Origin of the sequence: Sphingomonas sp. BK345 (genome assembly GCF_014193845.1) — a bacterium.
In the GTDB taxonomy this organism is placed as follows: Bacteria; Pseudomonadota; Alphaproteobacteria; order Sphingomonadales; family Sphingomonadaceae; genus Sphingomonas.
The window spans coordinates 96,215-115,212 of record NZ_JACHZX010000005.1; the positions used below are offsets into that span (position 1 = coordinate 96,215).

The following is an 18,998-nucleotide window of genomic DNA, read 5'->3' on the forward strand; positions in this document are numbered from 1 at the left end:
GTGCCGCGGCGCTGTTGGACGCCGCGCGCGCATTCGTCAAGGGGCGAGCGCGCCGAAGGTCTTAGGCCGCCCGCGTCGCGGCAGGCGTGGCGTTGGGGCGGCGCACCGCGATCGCCAGCGCGCGCGCCTCGGTCACCGGCAGCGGACGGCCGAAGTAGAAGCCCTGGATGCTGCCGCACCCCAGTTCCCGCGCCAGCCGCAGCTCGGCCTCGGTCTCCACCCCTTCCGCGGTGGTGGCCATGCCCATGCTCTGCGCCATCGCCACCACCGCGCGGATGATCGCGATCGCCTCGGCGGTGCCGCGCGACGCCGCCTGGACGAAGCTGCGGTCGATCTTGATCGAGGAGAAGCGGGTCGCGCTCAGATAACCGAGAGAGGAATAGCCGGTGCCGAAATCGTCGAGGCTGAGCCCCACGCCGAGATCGAGGATCTGCTTGAGCAGCTTCACCGCGCCGGTGCCCTCGCGCAGGAACACGCTCTCGGTCACCTCCAGCTCGAGCCGGCGCGCGGGCAGGCCGGTGTGCGCCAGCGTGTCGGTGATCACCCCGACGAACTGCGGGTTGTGGAGCTGCTCGGGCGAGACGTTGACCGCGACGCGCACGTCGTCGGGCCAGCCCGCCGCCTCCGCGCAGGCGGTGCGCAGCACCCACTCGCCGATCGGCGCGATCAGCCGCGCTTCCTCGGCGATCGGCACGAACTTGGCCGGCGGGATGTCGCCCAGCTCGGGGTGGCTCCAGCGCAGCAGCGCCTCGAAACCGCGCACCGCACCGCTGCGTGAGTCGACCACCGGCTGATAGGCGAGGTGGAGCTCGTCGTTGTCGAGCGCGCGGCGCAGCGCCAGCTCGATCACGCGGCGCTCCTCCGCCTCCAGGTGCAACTGAGGCACATAGGCGTGGTAGACCCCGCCGCCGCGGTCCTTCGAGCGATACAGCGCGAGATCGGCCGAGCGGATCAGCGTCTCCGCGGTGCGGCCGTCGCGCGGCCCGGTGGCGACGCCCACCGAGGCGCCGATGTAGAGCGTGTGCTGATCGACCTCGTAGGGGCGCGACAGCGTCTCGATGATGGTGTGCGCCAGCCGCTCGAGCCGGCCGGGGTCGCCCGCGTCGCGCACCACCACAGCGAATTCGTCGCCGCCGAGCCGGCCGATCAGCTCGTTCTCGGTCACCAGCTCGGCGAGCCGCTCGGACACGCGGCGCAGCAGGCGGTCGCCAACGGGGTGACCCAGCGTGTCGTTGACCGCCTTGAAGCGGTCGAGGTCGATCATCATGAAGGCACAGCGCGCGCGCCAGCGCTCCGCCTCGCTCAGCGCGCGGGTGAGCTCCTCGTTGACCGAGAGGCGGTTGGGCAGGCCGGTGAGCGCGTCGAAGCGGGCCATGCGGTTGATCCGCTCGGCCGAGGCGCGCTGCTCGGTGATGTCCGATACGACGCCGCGGAAGCCGGCGAAGCGGCCCGCCGCGTCGAGCCGCGGCGCGGCGGCGATCTGCCACCAGCGCGTCTCGCCGCGCACCGTGACCGGCAGCGCGACGTCGCTGAAGGGCTCGCGCCGCGTCATCTTGTCGGCGATGAGGCGCAGCTCGTCGGGGATGGCGGCGCTGTCCCAGTCGGCGCCGGCGAGCGACTGGAGCAGCGGCGTGCCCTCGAGCTCCGCGGCGGCGATCCCGCATGCGCGCGCGAAACGCTCGCTCGCGCCGACGATCCGGCGCGCGGCGTCGGTCTGCCACAGCCAGTCGGCGCCTTCCTCGAAGTCGCGCAGCAGCAGCTGCACCGTCGCCTCGCGTTCGCGCAGCGCGCTTTCCGCCGCGCCGATCCGCGCCACCGCGCGCGCGCGGGAGAAGATCACGGCCGCGAGCAGCAGCGCGAGTGCGACGACGATGGCCGCCGCGACGGGCCGGCCGGTGAGCGCGAACGGCGCGGCGGTCGCGGCGGCAGTGCCGGCGACGAGGACCAGCGCCGCGCTCGGCAGGGTCGCGAGCGTCAGCGCGGAAGCGGTCATCACCGTGGCGAGCAGCAGGTCGAGCGCGTGCGTCACGGGGGGATCGGCCGCGCCGGCGAGGTGCAGCGGGATAACCGCCCAGGCCAGCGCCAGCGCCGCCGCGGCGGCGCCCGCGCTGGCGAGCGGCAGCGGCGCCTCGGGCTCGGCGCGCGCGACGAGAAGGCGGGTGAGCGTCGCCGCTGCCACCGCCACCGCCGCGCCCCAGGTGATCAGCCAGGGCAGCGCCGCCGTGTGGCGCAGCAGCGCCATCGCCACGCCGGCGCCGAGCAGATGCGCGGCGAGCAGCGCGGGCGCGAGTCGACGCGCCGCTGCCCGCTTCTCCGCCCGCTCCACCGTCACCTCGCGGTGGCCGGCGGTGCGCTCGGCGCTACGACGCAGGCCGAGGCGCGCGCGGATCGGCACGGATGCCGATAGGGGGTGGGGATCGCGTGTCACGCCCGAGCCTTAGCGGCATCGTCGTTGACGAAGCGTTGCTGCCGGCAAGAACATGCCAGAGCGTCGGCACCGGATTGCCGGAGACAAGGCCGGCGTTGTCAGTCGCTTGCGCGCCGAGGCGGTGTCCGTGCTGGAGAAAACGTCCGGAATGGACGAAGAATCATCGCGCCTCACCCGCCACGGGCGGGGCCGGCGTGCCCGCAGCCGGGCGCCGGGCCGCGCCTCAGGCGGCGAGGTCGTAGGGCTTGATCTCGCCGGCGAGATACAGGTTCCGCGCCTTGGCGCGGCTGAGCTTGCCCGAGCTGGTGCGCGGCAGCGTGCGCGGGGGGATCAGCTCAACGACGCAGTTCATGCCGGTGACCGAGCGGACGCGGTCGCGGATCTCGTCGCGCAGCCGCACGCGCTCGATCTCGTCCGAGCTGCGGCACTGCACCAGCACCGCGGGAGTCTCCTCGCCGCCGGGCGTGGTGATCGCGAAGGCGGCGATGTCGCCGGCCTTGAACCCGGGCAGCTGCTCCACCGCCCATTCGATGTCCTGCGGCCAGTGGTTGCGCCCGTTGATAATGATCATGTCCTTGGCGCGGCCGACGATGAAGATGTAGCCGCCGGACATATAGCCCATGTCGCCGGTGTCGAGCCAGCCGTCGATCAGGCACGCATCGGTGGCGCCGGGATCGCGGAAATAGCCGACCATCACGCTCGGCCCGCGGCACCACACCTTGCCGATCGCTCCGTCGGGCAGCGGCGTGCCGTCCTCCTCGCGCACCTCGACTTCCATGTCGCGCACCGGCTTGCCGCAATTGACGATCGCGCGGTAGCGCTGCGGCCGGTCCTCGCCGTGCTGCATGCCCGAGAGCTCGGTTTCCTCGACCAGCTCGACCCGGATGCCCTCGCCCGGCGGCATCAGCGACACCGCCAGCGTCGCCTCGGCGAGGCCGTAGCTCGGCAGGAAGGCGGTTGCCTGGAAGCCCGCGTCGGCGAAGGCGTCGACGAAGGCCTGCATGACGTCGGGCCGGATCATGTCGGCGCCGTTGCCGGCGACGCGCCAGCGTGACAGATCGAAACGATCCGACGCCTTGGTCTGGCTGGAGATGCGGCGCGCGCAGATATCATAGCCGAAGGTCGGCGAGTAGCTCAGCGAGGTGCCAGGGTTGCGGCTGATCAGGTCGAGCCACGACAGCGGGCGGCGCGCGAAATCCTCGGTCTTGAGATAGTCGGTCGAGACCTGGTTGGCGACCGGCGAGAGGAAGCAGCCGACCAGCCCCATGTCGTGGTACCACGGCAGCCACGAGACGCAGCGGTCGGTCTCGATGATCTGCACGCCGTGCGCGTGCGCGGCGAGGTTGCTCAGCAGCGCGCGATGCGTGATCGCCACGCCGTGAGGGAAACGCGTCGAGCCGCTGGAATATTGCAGGTAGCAGACGTCCTCGGCGGTGCTCGCGGGCAGCGCCGTCTCGGGCCCGGGCTGGGTGGCGAACTCGACCCAGTCGATCCCGCGCACGTCCGACGCCTCGGCCGCCGCGCCCGCCATTTGCGCGAGCTCGGGCGGGAAGACGAGCATGACGGGATCGCAGCTGGCGAGCTGGACGCGCAGCTGGTCGATGTAGGAATCGCGCCCGCCGAACGAGGTCGGCAGCGGGAGCGGGACCGGCCAGGCGCCCGCGAGCACCGCGCCGAAGAAGAGCGCGGCGAACTCGGCGCTGGTCTCCGCCACCAGCGCGACGCGGTCGCCGGGGGCGACACCCGCCGCGATCAGGCGATAGGCGCAGGCGCGCGCGTCGTCGCGCAGCGCGGTGAAGCCGTAGGCGCGCACCAGCGTGCCGCGCGCGTCATGGAAGTTGAGTCCGCGGCCGCCCCGCGCGGCATAGTCGAGCGCCTCGCCCAGCGTCGCGAAATCGGCGAAGCGGCGCGGCAGCGGGTCGGCCGTCGGCGTCGGTCGCGTCTGGGGGGCAGTCGGGGCGATGTCGGTCGTCATCCTGTGTTCCTGTCGCAGCGGTCACGCCGGTGCAATAGTTAAGCGGTTAAAGGCGTACTTTGGCCGAGCGTTCAAAATCGGATGCCAGTGTGGCACAAACATGGCCGTGTCGCTGCCCCAATCACCCAAGGCCTCGCGCCGCCGCCCGCCGCCGCTCGACCATGCGGCGCTCGAACGGCTCGCGCTCCGCTACGTCGAGCGGTTCGCGACCACGCGCGGGAAGCTCAGCGCCTATCTCGCGCGCAAGATCCGCGAGCGCGGCTGGGACGGGGAGCCCGCCGACCCGGACGGCATCGCGGAGCGGATGGCGACGCTCGGCTATGTCGACGACCGCGGCTTCGCCGAGCAGAAAGGCGCCGCATTGGGTCGGCGCGGCTATGGCGCGCGCCGTGTCGCCGAGACGCTGCGCGCTGCCGGGCTCGACGCCGAGGACGCCGCGCCCGTGCTGGCGCAGGCGCGGGCGGCGGCACTGAAGAGCGCGCTGCGGCTCGCGCGGCGCAAGCGGATCGGGCCGTTCGCCGACGCGCCGGTCGACGCGGCGCAGCGCGCACGCCAGTTCGGCCAGTTGCTGCGAGCCGGCCACGCGCCGCCGTTGGCGCGACGCATCGTCGAGGCCGAACCCGGCGCGATTCTGGACGAGGAATGAACGATCGGCGCTTGCCAAGCTTCATTGTGCAGTGCACCGATAGACGGGCGTTAACGCTGCGACACGGCGAAGAAGGGGACGACGACGCGACGTGCGAGACGAGGCTTCCGCTACCGCCGGCGATCCGCACGATCCGGCCGGACTGCCGACGGCTGACGCCGATTCGGTAGCGGTATCAGGCGTTCTCAAGTGGTTCGACGCGACGCGCGGGTTCGGCTTCATCGTCGCGGACGATCCCGCGATGGGTGATATCCTGCTTCATTTCAGCGTCCTCCAGGCGTTCGGCCGGCGCACGCTGCCCGAAGGGGCGCGGGTCAGCGGCACCGCGATGCGGGGGCAGCGCGGCTGGCAGGCGGTGACGATCGCGGAGATCGATCTCAGCGTCGCGCTCGAGACGATGCGCGACCGCGACCGCGCGCGCGTCGACCCGAACGCGCTCACCGCCGAGGCAGGCGAGTGGGAGGAGGTCACGGTCAAGTGGTTCAATCGAATCAAGGGCTACGGCTTCCTGGTCTCGGGCGGGCGGCCGGGCGACATCTTCGTCCACATGGAGACGCTGCGCCGTGCCGGCGTCGCCGAGGCGCAGCCCGACCAGCGCCTGCGCGCCCGCATCATCCAGGGGCGCAAGGGGCCGCTGGCGGTCGCGGTGGCGGTGGTCGAGTGAGCCGCGCCGCGCTGCCGCTGGCCTTGGCGCTGCTGCTCGCCGCCTGCGGGCGCGGTGCCCCAGAGGCGGCACCATCGGCCTCGCCCTCCGCCATGACGAGCGAGACGACCGATGCGCAGCGCCGCACGATACCGGTGACGATCGAGAGCGGCGGCAAGCGCCACACCTTCCGCGCCGAGGTCGCCGAGACCGCGGCGCAGCAGGCGCAGGGCCTGATGTTCCGCACCGACCTGCAGCCCGACGACGCGATGCTGTTCGCGCCCTATCCCGCCGGCGGCGGCGCGCCGCAGGTGGCGGAGTTCTGGATGAAGAACACGCCGCTGTCGCTCGACATCGTCTTCATCCGCGCCGACCACAGCATCGCCGCGATCGCGCCGAGCACGACCCCGCTGTCGGAGGCGAAGGTGAGCTCGGGCGAGCCCGTCGCCGCGGTGCTCGAGCTGGTCGGCGGCCGCGCCGCCGCGCTCGGGATCGCCGTGGGCGACCGGGTGAGCTGGTAACTCTCTCAACCCCTCCCCGCGAGCGGGGAGGGTGGGCTTTGACTCACCTGCTGCACATCTGCCGGACGCTGCCAGGCATTGAACCGCGCCCGCGGGGCGGGTAAGCGCGGGGCACCATGGGCATCAACCTCAATCCCTTCACCTGGTGGAACGGCGCCAGCTGGGGCACCATCCTCGGGCTGCGCGGCAAGCGCCAGGTCGGCGAGGACTCGCTCGGCAACACCTATTGGGTGGGTGGCCGCGACACCGCGGGCAACCCACGCCGCTGGGTGATCTACGCCGGCGCCAACGACGCCAGCCGCGTCCCGCCGGAGTGGTTCAGCTGGCTGCACCATCAGGTGGACGGCACGCCCGACCAGAACCTGCCGCCGCCGCGGCAGTGGCAGAAGCCGGCAGTGCCCAATCTCACCGGCACGGCGCTCGCCTATCGCCCCCAGGGCGCGCTGGAGAAGGGCGGCCATCGCGCCTCCGCCACCGGCGACTATGAGGCGTGGAGCCCCGACGCGTGAGGCGCGGGCTCGCGCTCGGCGGGCTGTTAGTGGTGGCGGCGGCGGCGGCCTGGGCGGGCCTGGGATGGCGCGGCGCACGCCACGGCGACTCGCCGGCCGTGAGCACCGCGCTGCCCGCGCCCGTCGGCGCGCCCGCGCCGCGCGCCTCGGACGAGGTGTCGCTCGATTCGCAGGACGATCCGGTCGACCTCGGCGCCACCCCGATGGCGCAGCGCGTCGCGGTGCTGGGCCTGCTCAACAAGCGCAACGGCGTCAGCCGCGACATTACGCTCAAGCCCGGTCAGGCGGTGCGCGCAGGCGATGTGATCGTGCGGCTGCGCGCGTGCGAGCAGACCGCGCCGTGGGAGCCCGAGCCGCTCACCGGCGCCTTCGTGCAGCTCGACGTCCGCGCGGTCGAGGGCGGATGGCGCCGCGCCTTCTCAGGCTGGCTTTACAAGGAGCGGCCCGCCGCCAACGTGGTGATCCACCCGGTCTATGACGTCTGGACCAAGAGCTGTGCGATGACCTTCCCGGGCACCGCGCCGTCGGCACCCGCCGCGGCATCCAAGGCGCCGAAGGCGCCCGCACCCGCCGCCTCCGACAGCGCGGCAGGGGATGAGCCCGCCCCTGCCGACGAAGCGGTCGAAGAGAGCGCCGCGCCCAGCAACGCCATATAGTCGGCCCGTGGCACCTCGATCGCCCCGAGGGAGGCGAGGTGCTCGGTCATGAACTGGCAGTCGAGCAGCGTGAAACCGCCCGCGCGCAGCCGCGCCACCAGCGCCGCGATCGCGACCTTGGAGGCGTTGGGCGCGCGGCTCACCATGCTCTCGCCGAAGAAGGCGCGGCCGAGCGCGAGGCCGTAGAGCCCCCCGACCAGCCGGTCACCGTCCCAGCACTCCACCGAATGCGCCAGGCCCAGCCCGTGCAGGCGCACGAACGCCTGCTCGATCGAGGCGTTGATCCAGGTGTCGGGACGATCCTCGGCGCTCTCGGCGCAGAGCGCGATGATCTCGGCGAAGGCGCGGTCGGCGGTGACGCGGAAGCGGTCGCCCGCGATCACCTTGCGCAGCGAGCGCGAGAGATGGAAACCGTCGAGCGGCAGGATCGCGCGGCGGCGCGGCTCGACCCAATAGACGTCCTCCGCGTCGCGGCTGTCCGCCATCGGGAAGACCCCGACCGAATAGGCGCCCAGCAGCAGCGACGGGTCGAGCGGCTCGCTCAAGCGCAGCGCTGCTCCACGATGCGCCACAGCTGCGCGAACGCCTTTGCCGCGACGCTGTTCGGAGCGGCGACGCCGACCGGCAGGCGCATGGCGGTGGCCGCCTCGATCGCGCTGGCCGCGGGGATGGCGGGCCAGTCGGCGTGCTGCCCGACCGCGGTGACGTGGAGCGCGCGGCGGCGATCGACCATGTTGTGGACGGGCAGGATCGCGACGTGGCCGCCGAACTGGCGCTCGATCGTGGCGTGGGCGCGCTGCGAGAAGGCCGACGGCACCACCGGCACCACGATCAGGTCGGCGGCGCGCGCGACCTGGTCGGCGGTCTCGGTCAGCCCGGGCGGACAGTCGAGGAGGACGTGGTCGTGGTCGCCTAGGTCGGCGATCAACTTGCGCAGCCGCTTCTTCTTGTCGAGCTCGCGGAACAGGTGGTTGAGGTCGCGCAGCGAGGCGTCGGCGGGCAGCAGCTCGAGCCGGTCGAAGCGCGTGCGCGTGATCAGTCGCTCGGGATCGACGTCGCGCGAGAACAGCGCTTGGGCGCGATCGTGCGCGGCGCCGTCACCGAGCACCCAGCTCGACGCGGCCTGGGGATCGAGGTCCCACAGCAGGGTGCGTCGCGCTGACAGCGTGGCCGCGCACCAGGCGAGGTTGACCGCCAGCGTCGACTTACCGACGCCGCCCTTCAGGCTGTAGATCGCGATGGTTGCCATAAGCGTCGGACGCTAGGGGCGGCCGCGGCGGGCGGCAAGGATTGATCGAGGTGAGGCGCCGGCGCTCTCCGCGAGACGCGCCGGCGCGGTTCAGGTCAGGCGTGGCAGGAGAGCGCGCCCTTGCCGGGGCGGGTGAGGGTGATCTCGGTCGGGTTGCCGGTCAGCTTCCAGCCGCCGTCCGCACTGAGCGGCGCCTCGCCGCCCTCGCCCTTGAGCATCGTCGGCGTACCGTTCTTCTCGGTACGCACCACCGCCTGCTTGTCGCCGGTGAAGAAGGTCACGTACACGAGGCTGCCGTCCTTGCAGCGCATCGTCTTGTCGGCCTTGATCGCGGGCGGCAGCTCGACGGGCGCGGCATTGGCCAGCTGCGACGCCATCGGATCGGGGTTCGAATCGAGAACCTGCTTGGACGGCTCGGAATTGCACGCTGCGAGCGCGAACAAGGAGGCGGCGAGGGGGAGGAAAGCGAGCTTTTGCATAGGTCCGCACGCTTCGCGCATGCGGAAAACGTCGTCAACCCTGTCATACTAAAGTCATTATATCATCGACCCATTTCGGTAGCGCTCACTCGTGGAATTCGGACAACTCGGGGATCCGTCCGAACGCGATCTTCGAGCCGACGCGATCGAGCCGCCCGCCGTTCAGCGGGCCGACCGACACCGCGTTGCGCCCGAACCGCTCGTTGATCCGGTCCATCGCGCGGCTCAGCGCCAGCGTCCGCGTCTCGCGCGCGAGCGGGTCGTCGGGATCGAGCGCGGCGAAGAGCGATCCCTGCTCACCCGCGACCGGCTCGATCTCGGCCAGCGTCACGCCGATCATGCGGCAGCCGCTGCGATGCGCCGCGCCCGCCGCGTGCAGCCGCGGGAAGAGCGCGTCGAGCCGCGTGAGCACGACGAAACTGTCCTGCGTGGCCGGCAGCTTGACGCTCGCGCGCCACTTGCTCTTGTCGTCCTCGAACCGCGCGTGCAGCACCAGCAGCCGCGCGCGATAGCCCTTGCGGCGCAGCCGGCTGGCGGCCTTGAGCGCGAGCCGCCGTGCGGTCAGCCGCACCGATTCATAGCCGCGGTAGCGCGGGGAGAGCACGTGGCTGTGCCCGATCGTGCGGCTCTGCGTCGGCTTCTCGGGGAGGTCGACGCCGTGGAGCAGGTACCACAGGCGGTCGCCGTCGCTGCCGCCCCAGGCGTGGCCGGCGTCGCGCGGGCGGCGGGCGAGCAGCTGGCGGATGTCGTTGACCCCGTCGCGCGCCAGCCGCCGCTCCATGTTGGGGCCGATCCCCGAGATGTCGCGCAGTTTGAGCGGGTACAGCGCCTCCGGCAGCGCGGCGGCCTCGAACACCACCAGCCCATCGGGCTTCTGCAGGTCGGAGGCGAGCTTGGCGAGCAGCCGGTTGGGAGCGATCCCGATCGAGCAGGTGAGATAATCGCCGACCGCGGCGGCCAGCCCGCGTTTGATCCGCCCGGCCAGCGCGATCGCGGCGTCGCGGCCGTTCTCATTGTCGAGCAGCCGGCACGCCACCTCGTCGATCGAGCAGACCAGCGTCACCGGCACGTGGCGCTCGACCTCGGCGACGATGCGGTGGTGATAGGCGACGTACAATTCGTGCCTTGCCGGCGTGACGACCAGGTCGCGGCACTTGCGCTTGGCCTCCCACACCGGTGTGCCGGTCGAGATGCCGTACAGCTTGGCCTCGCGCGACGCCGCGATCGCCACCGTTGTGTCGCTGCCGACCGGCGCGACGATCACCGGCCGCCCGCGCAGCGAGGGCTGCACCTGCTGCTCGACGCTGGCGAAATAGCTGTTCAGGTCGAGGAACAGCCAACGCAGCGGACGCGGGGGCAGAATGAGATCGGCGCTGGGCACCGGCGGGCGACTCGCGAGAGGGAACGGATGAGGAACATGGCAGGTTCGCGGCGATTTGGCGAATCCGTGATGTGATCGCGGCGTCGGCTTGGCGCGATCCGGCCGTCGAGCGATGGCGCTTGCCGTCGGACGGGGTAGATCTGTGCCGCGCGCCGGATCGAACCGGCGGGCCCCGCGGCAGGGAACCGAGATCTGCGCCTGGGCGGTGCGGCAGGGAATGACCTGCGCGGTGCTCAAATATCGGGTCCCGCAGGTCTGGCTGCGCATCAACGGGCAGCAACGCCGCCCCGACGTGCTGCCTGGGCTCGAGGACGCGCAACGCGCGCTCGGCATCCTGCGCCAGCGCGCCCCGGGCTATGGCATCGACCCGCACCGGGTCGGCGTAATAGGCTTCTCCGCGGGCGCTCATCTCGCCGCCAACATGAGCAACACCGAGGCGCGCAGCTACGCCCTGACCGACGCCGCCGACCGCGCGTCGCCGCGGCCCGATTTCGCCGTGATCGCCTACACCGCCCGCATGCTCGACAACACCAAAGGGCGGAACAATCTCGAGCTCCGGCCATGGGTCACGATCAGCCCCCAGGCACCTCCGACGCTGATCCTCCATGCCATGGACGATCCGACCGACAATATCCGGCAGCCGCTGGCCTATGCGCTGGCGCTCAACGACGCCGGCGTGCCGGTCGACCTGCGCGTCTACGCCAGGGGAGGACATGCCTTCGGCCTGCGCCCGACCGCCGCCCCCGTGACGACGCAGTGGCCCGGGCAGGTGCTGCGATGGCTGCACGATCGCGGCATGCTATGATCGGCCGCCGCCCTGACCGGAGACCCGCTCGTGACACCGCGCACCTTTGCCGATTTCTGGCCCTATTACCTTCGCGAGCACGCCCGCCCCGCCACCCGCGCGCTCCATTATGCCGGCACCGCGCTCAGCTTCGCCGCGGCGGCGCCGGCGCTGGCGTTCGGCGGCTGGTTCTGGGCCGCCGTCCCGGTGGCCGGCTATGCCTTTGCCTGGAGCGCGCATCTCGCGGTCGAGCGCAACCGGCCGGCGACCTTCCGCCATCCGCTCTGGTCGCTGCTCGCCGACTATCGCATGTTCTTCCTGTGGCTCGCCGGGCGCCTCGCACCGCACCTCGCCAAGGCCGGGGTGACGCCGCGATAGATCTGCTCGCTTGCGCATTCCCCTTGGGGGCCGCATCTAGCGCGGCATGCATACCACAAGCGACACGCTGGCGCTGATCGGCAACACGCCGCTCGTGCGGCTTAAGGGGCCGAGCGAGGCGACCGGCTGCGACATCTTCGGCAAATGCGAGTTCACCAACCCGGGCGCGAGCGTCAAGGATCGCGCCGCTTTGTTCATCGTCGAGGACGCCGAGGCGCGTGGGCAGCTTCAGCCCGGCGGCACGATCGTCGAGGGCACCGCGGGCAACACCGGGATCGGGCTGGCGCTGGTCGCCAACGCCAAGGGCTATCGCACGATCATCGTGATGCCCGACACCCAGTCCAAGGAGAAGATGGACACGCTGCGCGCGCTCGGCGCCGAGTTGGTGACGGTCCCCGCCGCGCCCTATTCGAGCCAATACCACTTCGTCCACACCTCGCGCCGCATCGCCGAGGAGACGCCCGGCGCGATCTGGGCCAACCAATTCGACAACATCGCCAACCGCCGCGCGCATATCGTCGGCACCGCCGAGGAGATATGGGCGCAGATGGAGGGCCGGATCGACGGCTTCACCTGCGCGGTGGGCACCGGCGGCACCTTCGCCGGGGTGGGGCTGGGCCTCAAGGCCAAGGACGAGCGCGTCTGCATCGCGCTGAGCGATCCGCACGGCGCCGCGCTCTACGACTATTACGCGTGCGGCGAGCTGCGCGCCGAGGGCTCGTCGGTCGCCGAGGGGATCGGGCAGGGGCGGATCACCGCCAATCTCGAGGGCGCGCCGGTCGACGCGCAGTTCCGCATCGCCGACCAGGAGGGTTTCGACTGGACCGAGCGGCTGCTGGCGGAGGAGGGGCTGTGCCTCGGCCTCTCCTCGGGGATCAACGTCGCCGGCGCGGTGCGGCTCGCGCGGCAGCTCGGGCCGGGCAAGCGGATCGCGACGATCCTGTGCGACACCGGCTTCCGCTATCTCTCGACGCTCTATGATCCGGCCTGGCTGGCGGCGAAGGGGCTGGTACGGCAGCGTCGTGACGGGGCGTGATCGACAGCGCCGCGACGATCGGTTAACGTCGCACGACGAGATGAAGGGTTCGCAGCGAAAGAAAGTGGCGGTCGAGCGCCAACAGTCGGAACAGGCGCGCCAGCGCGTGCGGGTCGGCATGGTCGGGCTCGCCATGGTCGTGTTGCTGATCGGTGTGGCCAGCGCGATCTTCTCGACCGTCGATCAGGAGCGCCCGGTCGCGGTCGCCGGCGCGGCGCAGCCCGCGGTCGTGGTCAACATGAGCGTGCCGGGACCGATCCCCACCGTGACGCCGACCAACGAGCCGCTCGCGGAACTCGGCGTGACCCCCAGCGCCGCCAACACCCCGCCGGCCGAGAAGCCCGCGCCGCACGCGCAGTGACGAACGGCGCGCCCGGGTGCGCGCATGCAGCAGCGGAGCGCGTTGGCCCCCAGCGGCCACAGTCGGCGGGGTTGATGCTGGCTTTACTCTGGCAATCTCGTCATGCCGGGCTTGACCCGGCATCCATGGTGCCGCGAGCGCCCCAGTCGTCGCGCCGGCGGAACGTTGCATCCCGGCTCAAGCGCGGGGTGACGATGATATCGGATCCGGCCTCCTCGTCGCGACGAGCGCAGCTCCTTGCCAGATGGGGGAGCCACAGGGCGAACGGCCCGACCGGCTCGATGGCAGTTCCGGTTTCCCAGCGTGCGCCGTCGTTCCCGCGCGGTCCCCGATCCTGCCGGGGAAAAGCGGGGAAAGCCCGCCCGCATCCGCTCGTCACGCCGAGTCTTACCCCCGCGAGCGCCCGCTCACGCCCGCCCCCGCCGCCCTAGCGAGCGGATTAGGCGATAAAATCCGCTGGTTCCCCGGCTATCCCCGAATTTCCCTTCTCATCCCCGTACAACCCTGATACCTCCGTGCGACGACATTGGGGGCAAGACCACTGTTGTTTGCTGATGGGCAACGTCGGCGGGCGGTGATGACCGTTCGCCGGACAGGGAGGTTTTGCGTCCCGGGTGTGAGGTGGGCGTGGCGGACAGGGTGGACTATCAGGGAAAGGGGCTCGGTCTTGTCGACGACAAGGGCCGTGTCGCGATTCCCAACACCCTTCGCGCGATGCTCGCCAAGAACGCCCCCCGCGACGACGGCAAGGACGGCGGCACGGTCATCATCGCCCCGCACCCCGAGCACCGCTGCCTGATCGCCTATGATCCCGGCTTCGTGCCTTTCTGGAAAACGCGGCTGGAGGCACTCGACGCGGCGCAGTTCGAGCGCACCGGCAAGGTCGATTACAACATCCTCGATCGTGCCGGCGGCGCCGAGCCTTTGCCCTTCGACGGCTCCGGCCGTTTCATCATGCCCGCGTTCGAGCGCCGCTACGCGCGGATCGCGGGGGCGGCGGTGTTCCTCGGCGCGTTCAACTGGATCACGATCTGGGCGCCCAACATCCTGCTCGAGACCCCGGATATCGACCCGTTCCTGAAGGAATATGTCGAGTTCGCCTGCGAGGAGAAGGGGATCGCGCTATGATGAGCGAGACCGCCCCTGAGACCGGCCTGCCCCCCGGTCCCGTCGCGCCGCACGTGCCCGTGCTGCTCGCGCCCGTGCTCGCCGCGCTCGCCCCCGCCCCCGGCGAGCGCCACGTCGACGCAACCTTCGGCGCCGGCGGCTACACGCGCGCCCTGCTCGCCGCGGGCGCGGAGGTGGTCGCGTTCGATCGCGACCCCGACGCGGTCGCCACCGGGCGCGCGCTCGCGGCCGACGCGCCGCGGCTGACGATGGTCGCCGCCACCTTCTCGGCGCTCGCCGAGGAGCTGGAGACGCGCGGCCTCGCCCCGGTCGACGGCGTGACGATGGACATCGGCGTCTCCTCGATGCAGCTCGACCAGCCCGAGCGCGGCTTCTCCTTCCAGGGCGACGGGCCGCTCGACATGCGGATGAGCCAGGAGGGGCCGACCGCCGCCGATTTCCTCAACACCGCCGACGAGGAAGCGATCGCCGACGTGCTCTACCGCTACGGCGAGGAGCCCAAGTCGCGGCGGATCGCGCGCGCGGTGGTGGCGGCGCGCCCGCTGACCACGACCGCGCAGTTCGCGACCGTGGTGCGCCGCGCGCTCGGCCATCGCCCGCACGACAAGAAGGACCCCGCGACGCGCGCCTTCCAGGCGGTGCGGATCCACGTCAACGGCGAGCTCGACGAGCTGGAGCGTGGCCTCGCCGCGGCGGAGCGCGTGCTCAAGCCGGGCGGGCGCCTCGCGGTGGTCAGTTTCCACTCGCTCGAGGATCGTATCGTCAAGCGCTTCCTGCGCGATCGCGCGGGCGCGGCACCGGGCGGCTCGCGCCACCTGCCGGCGGCGGCGCCGGCGCGTGCGGCGACCTTCGAGATGATCGGGCGCGCGCAGCGCGCCGACGACACCGAGCTGGCGGCGAATCCGCGCGCCCGCTCGGCGACACTTCGCGCGGCACGGCGGACGGCGGCGGCGGCTTGGGTAAGGGAGGCGTGAGGATGGCGGCGATGTATCGGTTGAAGGGGCTGGGCTGGCTCACCAGCTGCGCGATGGTCGCGATCGGCTTCTATCTCGTCTCCTCGCAGGTGGCCGCCGAGCGCAAGCGCGTGGAGCAGCTCGACCGCAAGATCGTCGGCGCCGAGCGCGACATCCGCGCGCTCGAGACCGAGTTCGACGTACGCGCCAACCTCGCCCAGCTCGAGCGCTGGAACGGCGACACGCTGGCGCTGACCGTGCCGACCGCGGCGCAGTTCGTCCGCGACGAGGCAGCGCTCGCCTCGCTGTCGCCCAACCAGCCGGTGCCCGCGCCGCTGCCGGGGGCCGCCGCCCCGGTGCAGACCGCGCAGCTGATCGTCCCCGCCGCCGCGACCGCCGTCACCGCCTCTGCCGCTCCCGCTCCCGCCGTTCCCGCCACCGTCCGGACCGCGGCCGCCGCGCCGGTCGCGACGGTGAAGGTCGCGGCGGCCAAGCCGGCCGCCGCTCCCCGCCTGACCCCGACGGCGGTGGCGGCGGCCGCACCCGCGGGCGCGTCCGCCGCGCGCGCCGCCAAGGTGGCGATGCTCGACCGCGCGCTGCTAAGCGAAACCACCGTCGGTGACCTGCTCAGCCGCGCCCGCACCGAGCGCGGTCGCCTGCGGTGACCGCCCTCGTCGCCCGTCCGGTCCGCGGCGCGCGCGCTGGCGACCAGCGCCAGCAGCTGCTCGCCACCCAGCACCTGCGGCTGATGGTGCTGATGCTGCTGTTCGTCGCGGGCGTGCTGGTGGTGATCGGGCGGCTGACGCTGCTCGGCGTCGTTGCCGGCAGCGAGCGCGGCGGCAGCGTCGCGGCGGCGGCGCCGCGCGGCGACATCGTCGATCGCAACGGCGCGCCGCTGGCGCGCACGATCGACGCCTGGACGATCGGGGTGCATCCCAAGAAGCTGATCGGCGACCCGTCCGAGATCGCGCGCAAGCTGGCCGAGCTGATGCCCGAGAAGGGCGACCAATCCTGGTTCTACGCGCAGATCACCAAGCCGGTGAGCTTCACCTACCTCCAGCGCCGCGCCAGCCCGGCGCTCGTCGAGGCGGTCAACGCGATCGGCGAGCCGGGCATCGTGTTCGAGCGCGAGACGCAGCGGCTCTACCCGCAGAGCACGCTGGCCGCGCACGCGCTCGGCTTCATCAGCGGCGGCCATGGCATGAGCGGGATCGAGCGCGCGCTCGACGAGCGCCTCACCAACCCGGCCACGATCGGCCAGCCGGTCGCGCTGTCGCTCGACACGCGCGTCCAGGCCGCGCTGGAGAGCGAGCTCGGCCGCGCGATGACCACCTTCTCGGCGCGCGGCGGCGGCGGCATCGTGCTCGACGTCCACACCGGCGAGGTGCTGGCGATGGTGTCGCTGCCGACCTTCAACCCCAATCGCGTCGGCATGTCCGGGACCGACCAGCTGCGCAACCTGACGACGCAGAGCGTGTTCGAGCTGGGATCAACCTTCAAGCCGATCACCATGGCGACCGCGATCGATACCGGCGTGGTCACCTCGATGGAGGCGCGCTTCGACGCGACCCACCCGCTTCAGGTCGGCCGCTACACGATCCACGACGAGCGCGGCGATCCGAAGCGCTGGCTCAACATGCCGGAGACGCTGATCTACTCGTCGAACGTCGCCACCGCGCGCGTCGCCGACGAGGTCGGACAGCAGCGGATGGAGACGATGTTCCGCAAGCTGGGCTTCGACACCCGGCCGGACATAGAGGTGCGCGAGAAGGGTCGCCCGCTGTGGCCGAAATATTGGGCGCGCACGACGACGATGACGACCGCTTTCGGCCACGGCATCGCGGTGACGCCGCTCCACCTCGCCAACGCTTACGCCGCACTGGTCAACGGCGGCACCTGGCGCCCCGCGACCTTGCTCAAGCTGCAGCCGGGCCACGCGCCGGTCGGTCGCCGCGTGATCAGCGAGGCGACCAGCGCGCGGATGCGGCAGATGCTCCGGCTGGTGGTCATGCGCGGCACCGGGCGCAAGGGCGACGCGCCGGGCTATCGCGTCGGCGGCAAGACGGGGACGGCGGAGGCGGCGGTGGCGGGCGGCTATGACCGGTCGCGCAACGTCGCCACGTTCGTGGCGGCCTTCCCGATGGATGCGCCGCGCTACGTCGTGCTGGCGATGCTCGACTCGCCGCAGGGGACCAAGGAGACGGGCGGGTGGAAGACCGCGGCCTGGAACGCCGCGCCGGTGGTGGGGCGCACGATCGCGCGGGTCGGCTCGCTGCTGGGCGTGGTGCCCGACGATCATCGCGATGTGGACGTCTCGGACATCCTCCCGACGTTGTGGCAGGGCGACGACGCGCCCAAGAGCGGCGGCCAGTGAGGCGCGCGCGATGAGGCTCTCCGCGCTTCTCGGCGACGACGCCGCTGTCACCGCCCACGCGACCGTCACCGGCTTCGCGATCGATCACCGCAAGGTCGCGCCCGGCAACGTCTTCGGCGCCTTCGAGGGGATGCGCGTCAACGGCGAGGACTATATCGACGCCGCGGTCGAGGCCGGCGCGGTAGCGGTGGTAGCGCGCCCGGGCGCACGTGTCGCGGGGGCGGTGCACGTCGCCGACGACAACCCGCGCGAGGCCTTCGCCCGGCTCGCCGCGCGTTTCTACGCGCCCTTCCCCGCGACCGCAGTGGCGGTGACGGGCACCAACGGCAAGACCTCGACCGTCGAGATGACGCGCCAACTGTGGCGCATGGCCGGCGAGCACGCCGCCTCGATCGGCACGCTCGGCGTCACCACCGCCGACGAGCGAGTCGTCACCGGGCTGACCACGCCCGACGTCGTCACCTTCCTGTCGAACGTCGCCGGGCTCGCGCGCGAAGGAGTGACGCACCTCGCCTTCGAGGCGTCGAGCCACGGGTTGAGCCAGTATCGCACCGAGGGGCTCCCGGTGCGCGCTGCCGCCTTCACCAACCTCGGCCGCGACCATCTCGACTATCACGGCGACATGGCGGCATATTTCACCGCCAAGCTGCGGCTGTTCGCGCAGGTGCTGAGCGACGACGGCAGCGCCGTGGTCTGGGCCGACGACCCGCAGTCCGAGCGAGTTATCGACATCGCGCGCGAGCGTGGCAACCGCGTCGTCACCGTCGGCGAGCACGGCGACGACCTGCGGCTGATCGAGCGCGTGCCCACCCTGCTCGGGCAGGGACTGGTGATCCGCGCCGGTGGCGTCGACCACCGCGTCCAGCTCCCGCTGATCGGCGGCTATCAGGCGGCCAACGCGCTGATCGCGGCTGGGCTGGTGATCGCCACCGGCGGCGACGTCGCGGCGACGATCGCGGGGCTGGCGCGGCTCCAGCCGGTGCGCGGCCGGCTCGAGCGCGCCGCGATCACCGCGAGCGGAGCGCCGGTCTATGTCGACTATGCGCACACGCCCGACGCGATCGAGGCGGCCTGCGCGGCGCTGCGCCCGCACGTCGCGGGGCGGCTGATCCTGGTCGTGGGCGCGGGCGGCGACCGCGACCGCGGCAAGCGCGAGCCGATGGGGCAGGTGGCAGCGGCCGCAGCCGACGTGGTGATCGTCACCGACGACAATCCGCGCTCGGAGGATCCCACCGCGATCCGCGCCGAGCTGCTTCAGGGCGCTCCTTACGCGCGTGAGATCGGTGACCGTCGCGCCGCGATCGCCGCGGCGCTGCGCGAGGCGCAGGCGGGCGATATCGTGCTGATCGCGGGCAAGGGCCACGAGCAGGGCCAGATCGTCGGCGACCTCGTGCTGCCGTTCGACGACGTCGCGGTCGCGCGCGAGATGGCGGCGTGAGGGCGGCGGGCGTCATCAAAGTCCTCCCCGGAACGGAGCGGAAGATCGGCCATGCCCCG

Annotated in this window: 19 protein-coding genes and 1 pseudogene; 14 read left to right on the forward strand and 6 right to left on the reverse strand. The window is 72.0% G+C overall.

Features of this window, described 5'->3' with window-relative positions; translation table 11 throughout:
* Nucleotides 1-61: 61 nt before the first annotated feature.
* Complete coding sequence (locus FHY03_RS15690) at nt 62-2,395, reverse strand: putative bifunctional diguanylate cyclase/phosphodiesterase (protein ID WP_409314211.1); 2,334 nt, start codon at nt 2,393-2,395, stop codon at nt 62-64.
* Nucleotides 2,396-2,651: 256 nt separating this feature from the next.
* Nucleotides 2,652-4,403: a fatty acyl-AMP ligase gene (locus FHY03_RS15695; protein WP_183923509.1), complete on the reverse strand. Its 1,752-nt coding sequence runs from the start codon at nt 4,401-4,403 to the stop codon at nt 2,652-2,654.
* A 106-nt stretch (nt 4,404-4,509) separates the two neighbouring features.
* Here FHY03_RS15695 and FHY03_RS15700 point away from each other — a divergent pair, with 106 nt between their 5' ends.
* The 5 genes and pseudogenes from FHY03_RS15700 to FHY03_RS21140 form a co-directional block, all read left to right on the forward strand.
* Nucleotides 4,510-5,049 (forward strand): RecX family transcriptional regulator, encoded by a 540-nt coding sequence (locus tag FHY03_RS15700; RefSeq protein WP_311721924.1) that lies wholly within the window; start codon nt 4,510-4,512, stop codon nt 5,047-5,049.
* A 91-nt stretch (nt 5,050-5,140) separates the two neighbouring features.
* Entirely contained in the window at nt 5,141-5,713 is a 573-nt protein-coding gene (locus tag FHY03_RS15705) for a cold shock domain-containing protein (RefSeq protein ID WP_311721926.1), read from the forward strand.
* Nucleotides 5,710-6,213 carry a DUF192 domain-containing protein gene (locus FHY03_RS15710; protein WP_311721928.1) on the forward strand — a complete coding sequence of 168 codons (504 nt, stop codon included), beginning with the start codon at nt 5,710-5,712 and terminating at the stop codon, nt 6,211-6,213. The genes FHY03_RS15705 and FHY03_RS15710 overlap by 4 nt, the downstream gene beginning before the upstream one ends.
* 116 nt (nt 6,214-6,329) lie before the next feature.
* On the forward strand, nt 6,330-6,722 hold the full coding sequence (locus tag FHY03_RS15715; RefSeq protein ID WP_183923505.1) for an NADH:ubiquinone oxidoreductase subunit NDUFA12: 393 nt from the start codon (nt 6,330-6,332) through the stop codon (nt 6,720-6,722).
* Between the two features lie 203 nt (nt 6,723-6,925).
* Nucleotides 6,926-7,159, forward strand: a pseudogene (locus tag FHY03_RS21140) (DUF2155 domain-containing protein); the annotation flags it as partial.
* Between the two features lie 35 nt (nt 7,160-7,194).
* On the opposite strand, the gene aat reads toward FHY03_RS21140, so the two are convergent.
* The 4 genes from aat to FHY03_RS15740 all read right to left on the reverse strand — a co-directional run bounded on the left by aat (nt 7,195) and on the right by FHY03_RS15740 (nt 10,487).
* Nucleotides 7,195-7,923, reverse strand: a complete 729-nt coding sequence (gene aat / locus FHY03_RS15725) for a leucyl/phenylalanyl-tRNA--protein transferase (protein WP_221190263.1) — start codon at nt 7,921-7,923, stop codon at nt 7,195-7,197.
* A complete protein-coding gene (locus FHY03_RS15730) occupies nt 7,920-8,627 on the reverse strand; it encodes a ParA family protein (RefSeq protein WP_183931639.1) in 708 nt (235 codons plus the stop codon). The genes aat and FHY03_RS15730 overlap by 4 nt, the downstream gene beginning before the upstream one ends.
* A 95-nt stretch (nt 8,628-8,722) precedes the next feature.
* Nucleotides 8,723-9,106, reverse strand: a complete 384-nt coding sequence (locus FHY03_RS15735; RefSeq protein WP_183923499.1) for a hypothetical protein — start codon at nt 9,104-9,106, stop codon at nt 8,723-8,725.
* A gap of 85 nt (nt 9,107-9,191) precedes the next feature.
* Nucleotides 9,192-10,487 carry a type VI secretion protein ImpB gene (locus FHY03_RS15740; protein WP_311721931.1) on the reverse strand — a complete coding sequence of 432 codons (1,296 nt, stop codon included), beginning with the start codon at nt 10,485-10,487 and terminating at the stop codon, nt 9,192-9,194.
* Between the two features lie 229 nt (nt 10,488-10,716).
* Between FHY03_RS15740 and FHY03_RS15745 the strand changes: the two genes are divergently transcribed.
* The 9 genes from FHY03_RS15745 (at nt 10,717) to FHY03_RS15785 (ending at nt 18,939) form a co-directional block, all read left to right on the forward strand.
* Nucleotides 10,717-11,292, forward strand: coding sequence for an alpha/beta hydrolase (locus tag FHY03_RS15745; RefSeq protein ID WP_183923764.1), 576 nt, complete (start codon nt 10,717-10,719; stop codon nt 11,290-11,292).
* A 30-nt stretch (nt 11,293-11,322) separates the two neighbouring features.
* Nucleotides 11,323-11,649 (forward strand): DUF962 domain-containing protein, encoded by a 327-nt coding sequence (locus tag FHY03_RS15750; RefSeq protein WP_183923495.1) that lies wholly within the window; start codon nt 11,323-11,325, stop codon nt 11,647-11,649.
* A 46-nt stretch (nt 11,650-11,695) separates the two neighbouring features.
* On the forward strand, nt 11,696-12,685 hold the full coding sequence (locus FHY03_RS15755; RefSeq protein WP_183923493.1) for a cysteine synthase A: 990 nt from the start codon (nt 11,696-11,698) through the stop codon (nt 12,683-12,685).
* Complete coding sequence (locus FHY03_RS15760; protein ID WP_311721935.1) at nt 12,672-13,046, forward strand: hypothetical protein; 375 nt, start codon at nt 12,672-12,674, stop codon at nt 13,044-13,046. Before FHY03_RS15755 ends, FHY03_RS15760 begins: the two co-directional genes overlap by 14 nt.
* 627 nt (nt 13,047-13,673) lie before the next feature.
* Nucleotides 13,674-14,174, forward strand: a complete 501-nt coding sequence (locus tag FHY03_RS15765; protein ID WP_183923491.1) for a division/cell wall cluster transcriptional repressor MraZ — start codon at nt 13,674-13,676, stop codon at nt 14,172-14,174.
* Complete coding sequence (gene rsmH, locus FHY03_RS15770; protein ID WP_183923489.1) at nt 14,174-15,148, forward strand: 16S rRNA (cytosine(1402)-N(4))-methyltransferase RsmH; 975 nt, start codon at nt 14,174-14,176, stop codon at nt 15,146-15,148. Before FHY03_RS15765 ends, rsmH begins: the two co-directional genes overlap by 1 nt.
* A 2-nt stretch (nt 15,149-15,150) precedes the next feature.
* Entirely contained in the window at nt 15,151-15,792 is a 642-nt protein-coding gene (locus FHY03_RS15775; RefSeq protein WP_260159325.1) for a hypothetical protein, read from the forward strand.
* Nucleotides 15,789-17,501 (forward strand): penicillin-binding protein 2, encoded by a 1,713-nt coding sequence (locus tag FHY03_RS15780; RefSeq protein ID WP_183923487.1) that lies wholly within the window; start codon nt 15,789-15,791, stop codon nt 17,499-17,501. The genes FHY03_RS15775 and FHY03_RS15780 overlap by 4 nt, the downstream gene beginning before the upstream one ends.
* 10 nt (nt 17,502-17,511) lie before the next feature.
* Nucleotides 17,512-18,939 (forward strand): UDP-N-acetylmuramoyl-L-alanyl-D-glutamate--2,6-diaminopimelate ligase, encoded by a 1,428-nt coding sequence (locus FHY03_RS15785; protein ID WP_183931641.1) that lies wholly within the window; start codon nt 17,512-17,514, stop codon nt 18,937-18,939.
* The last annotated feature ends 59 nt before the right edge of the window (nt 18,940-18,998 follow it).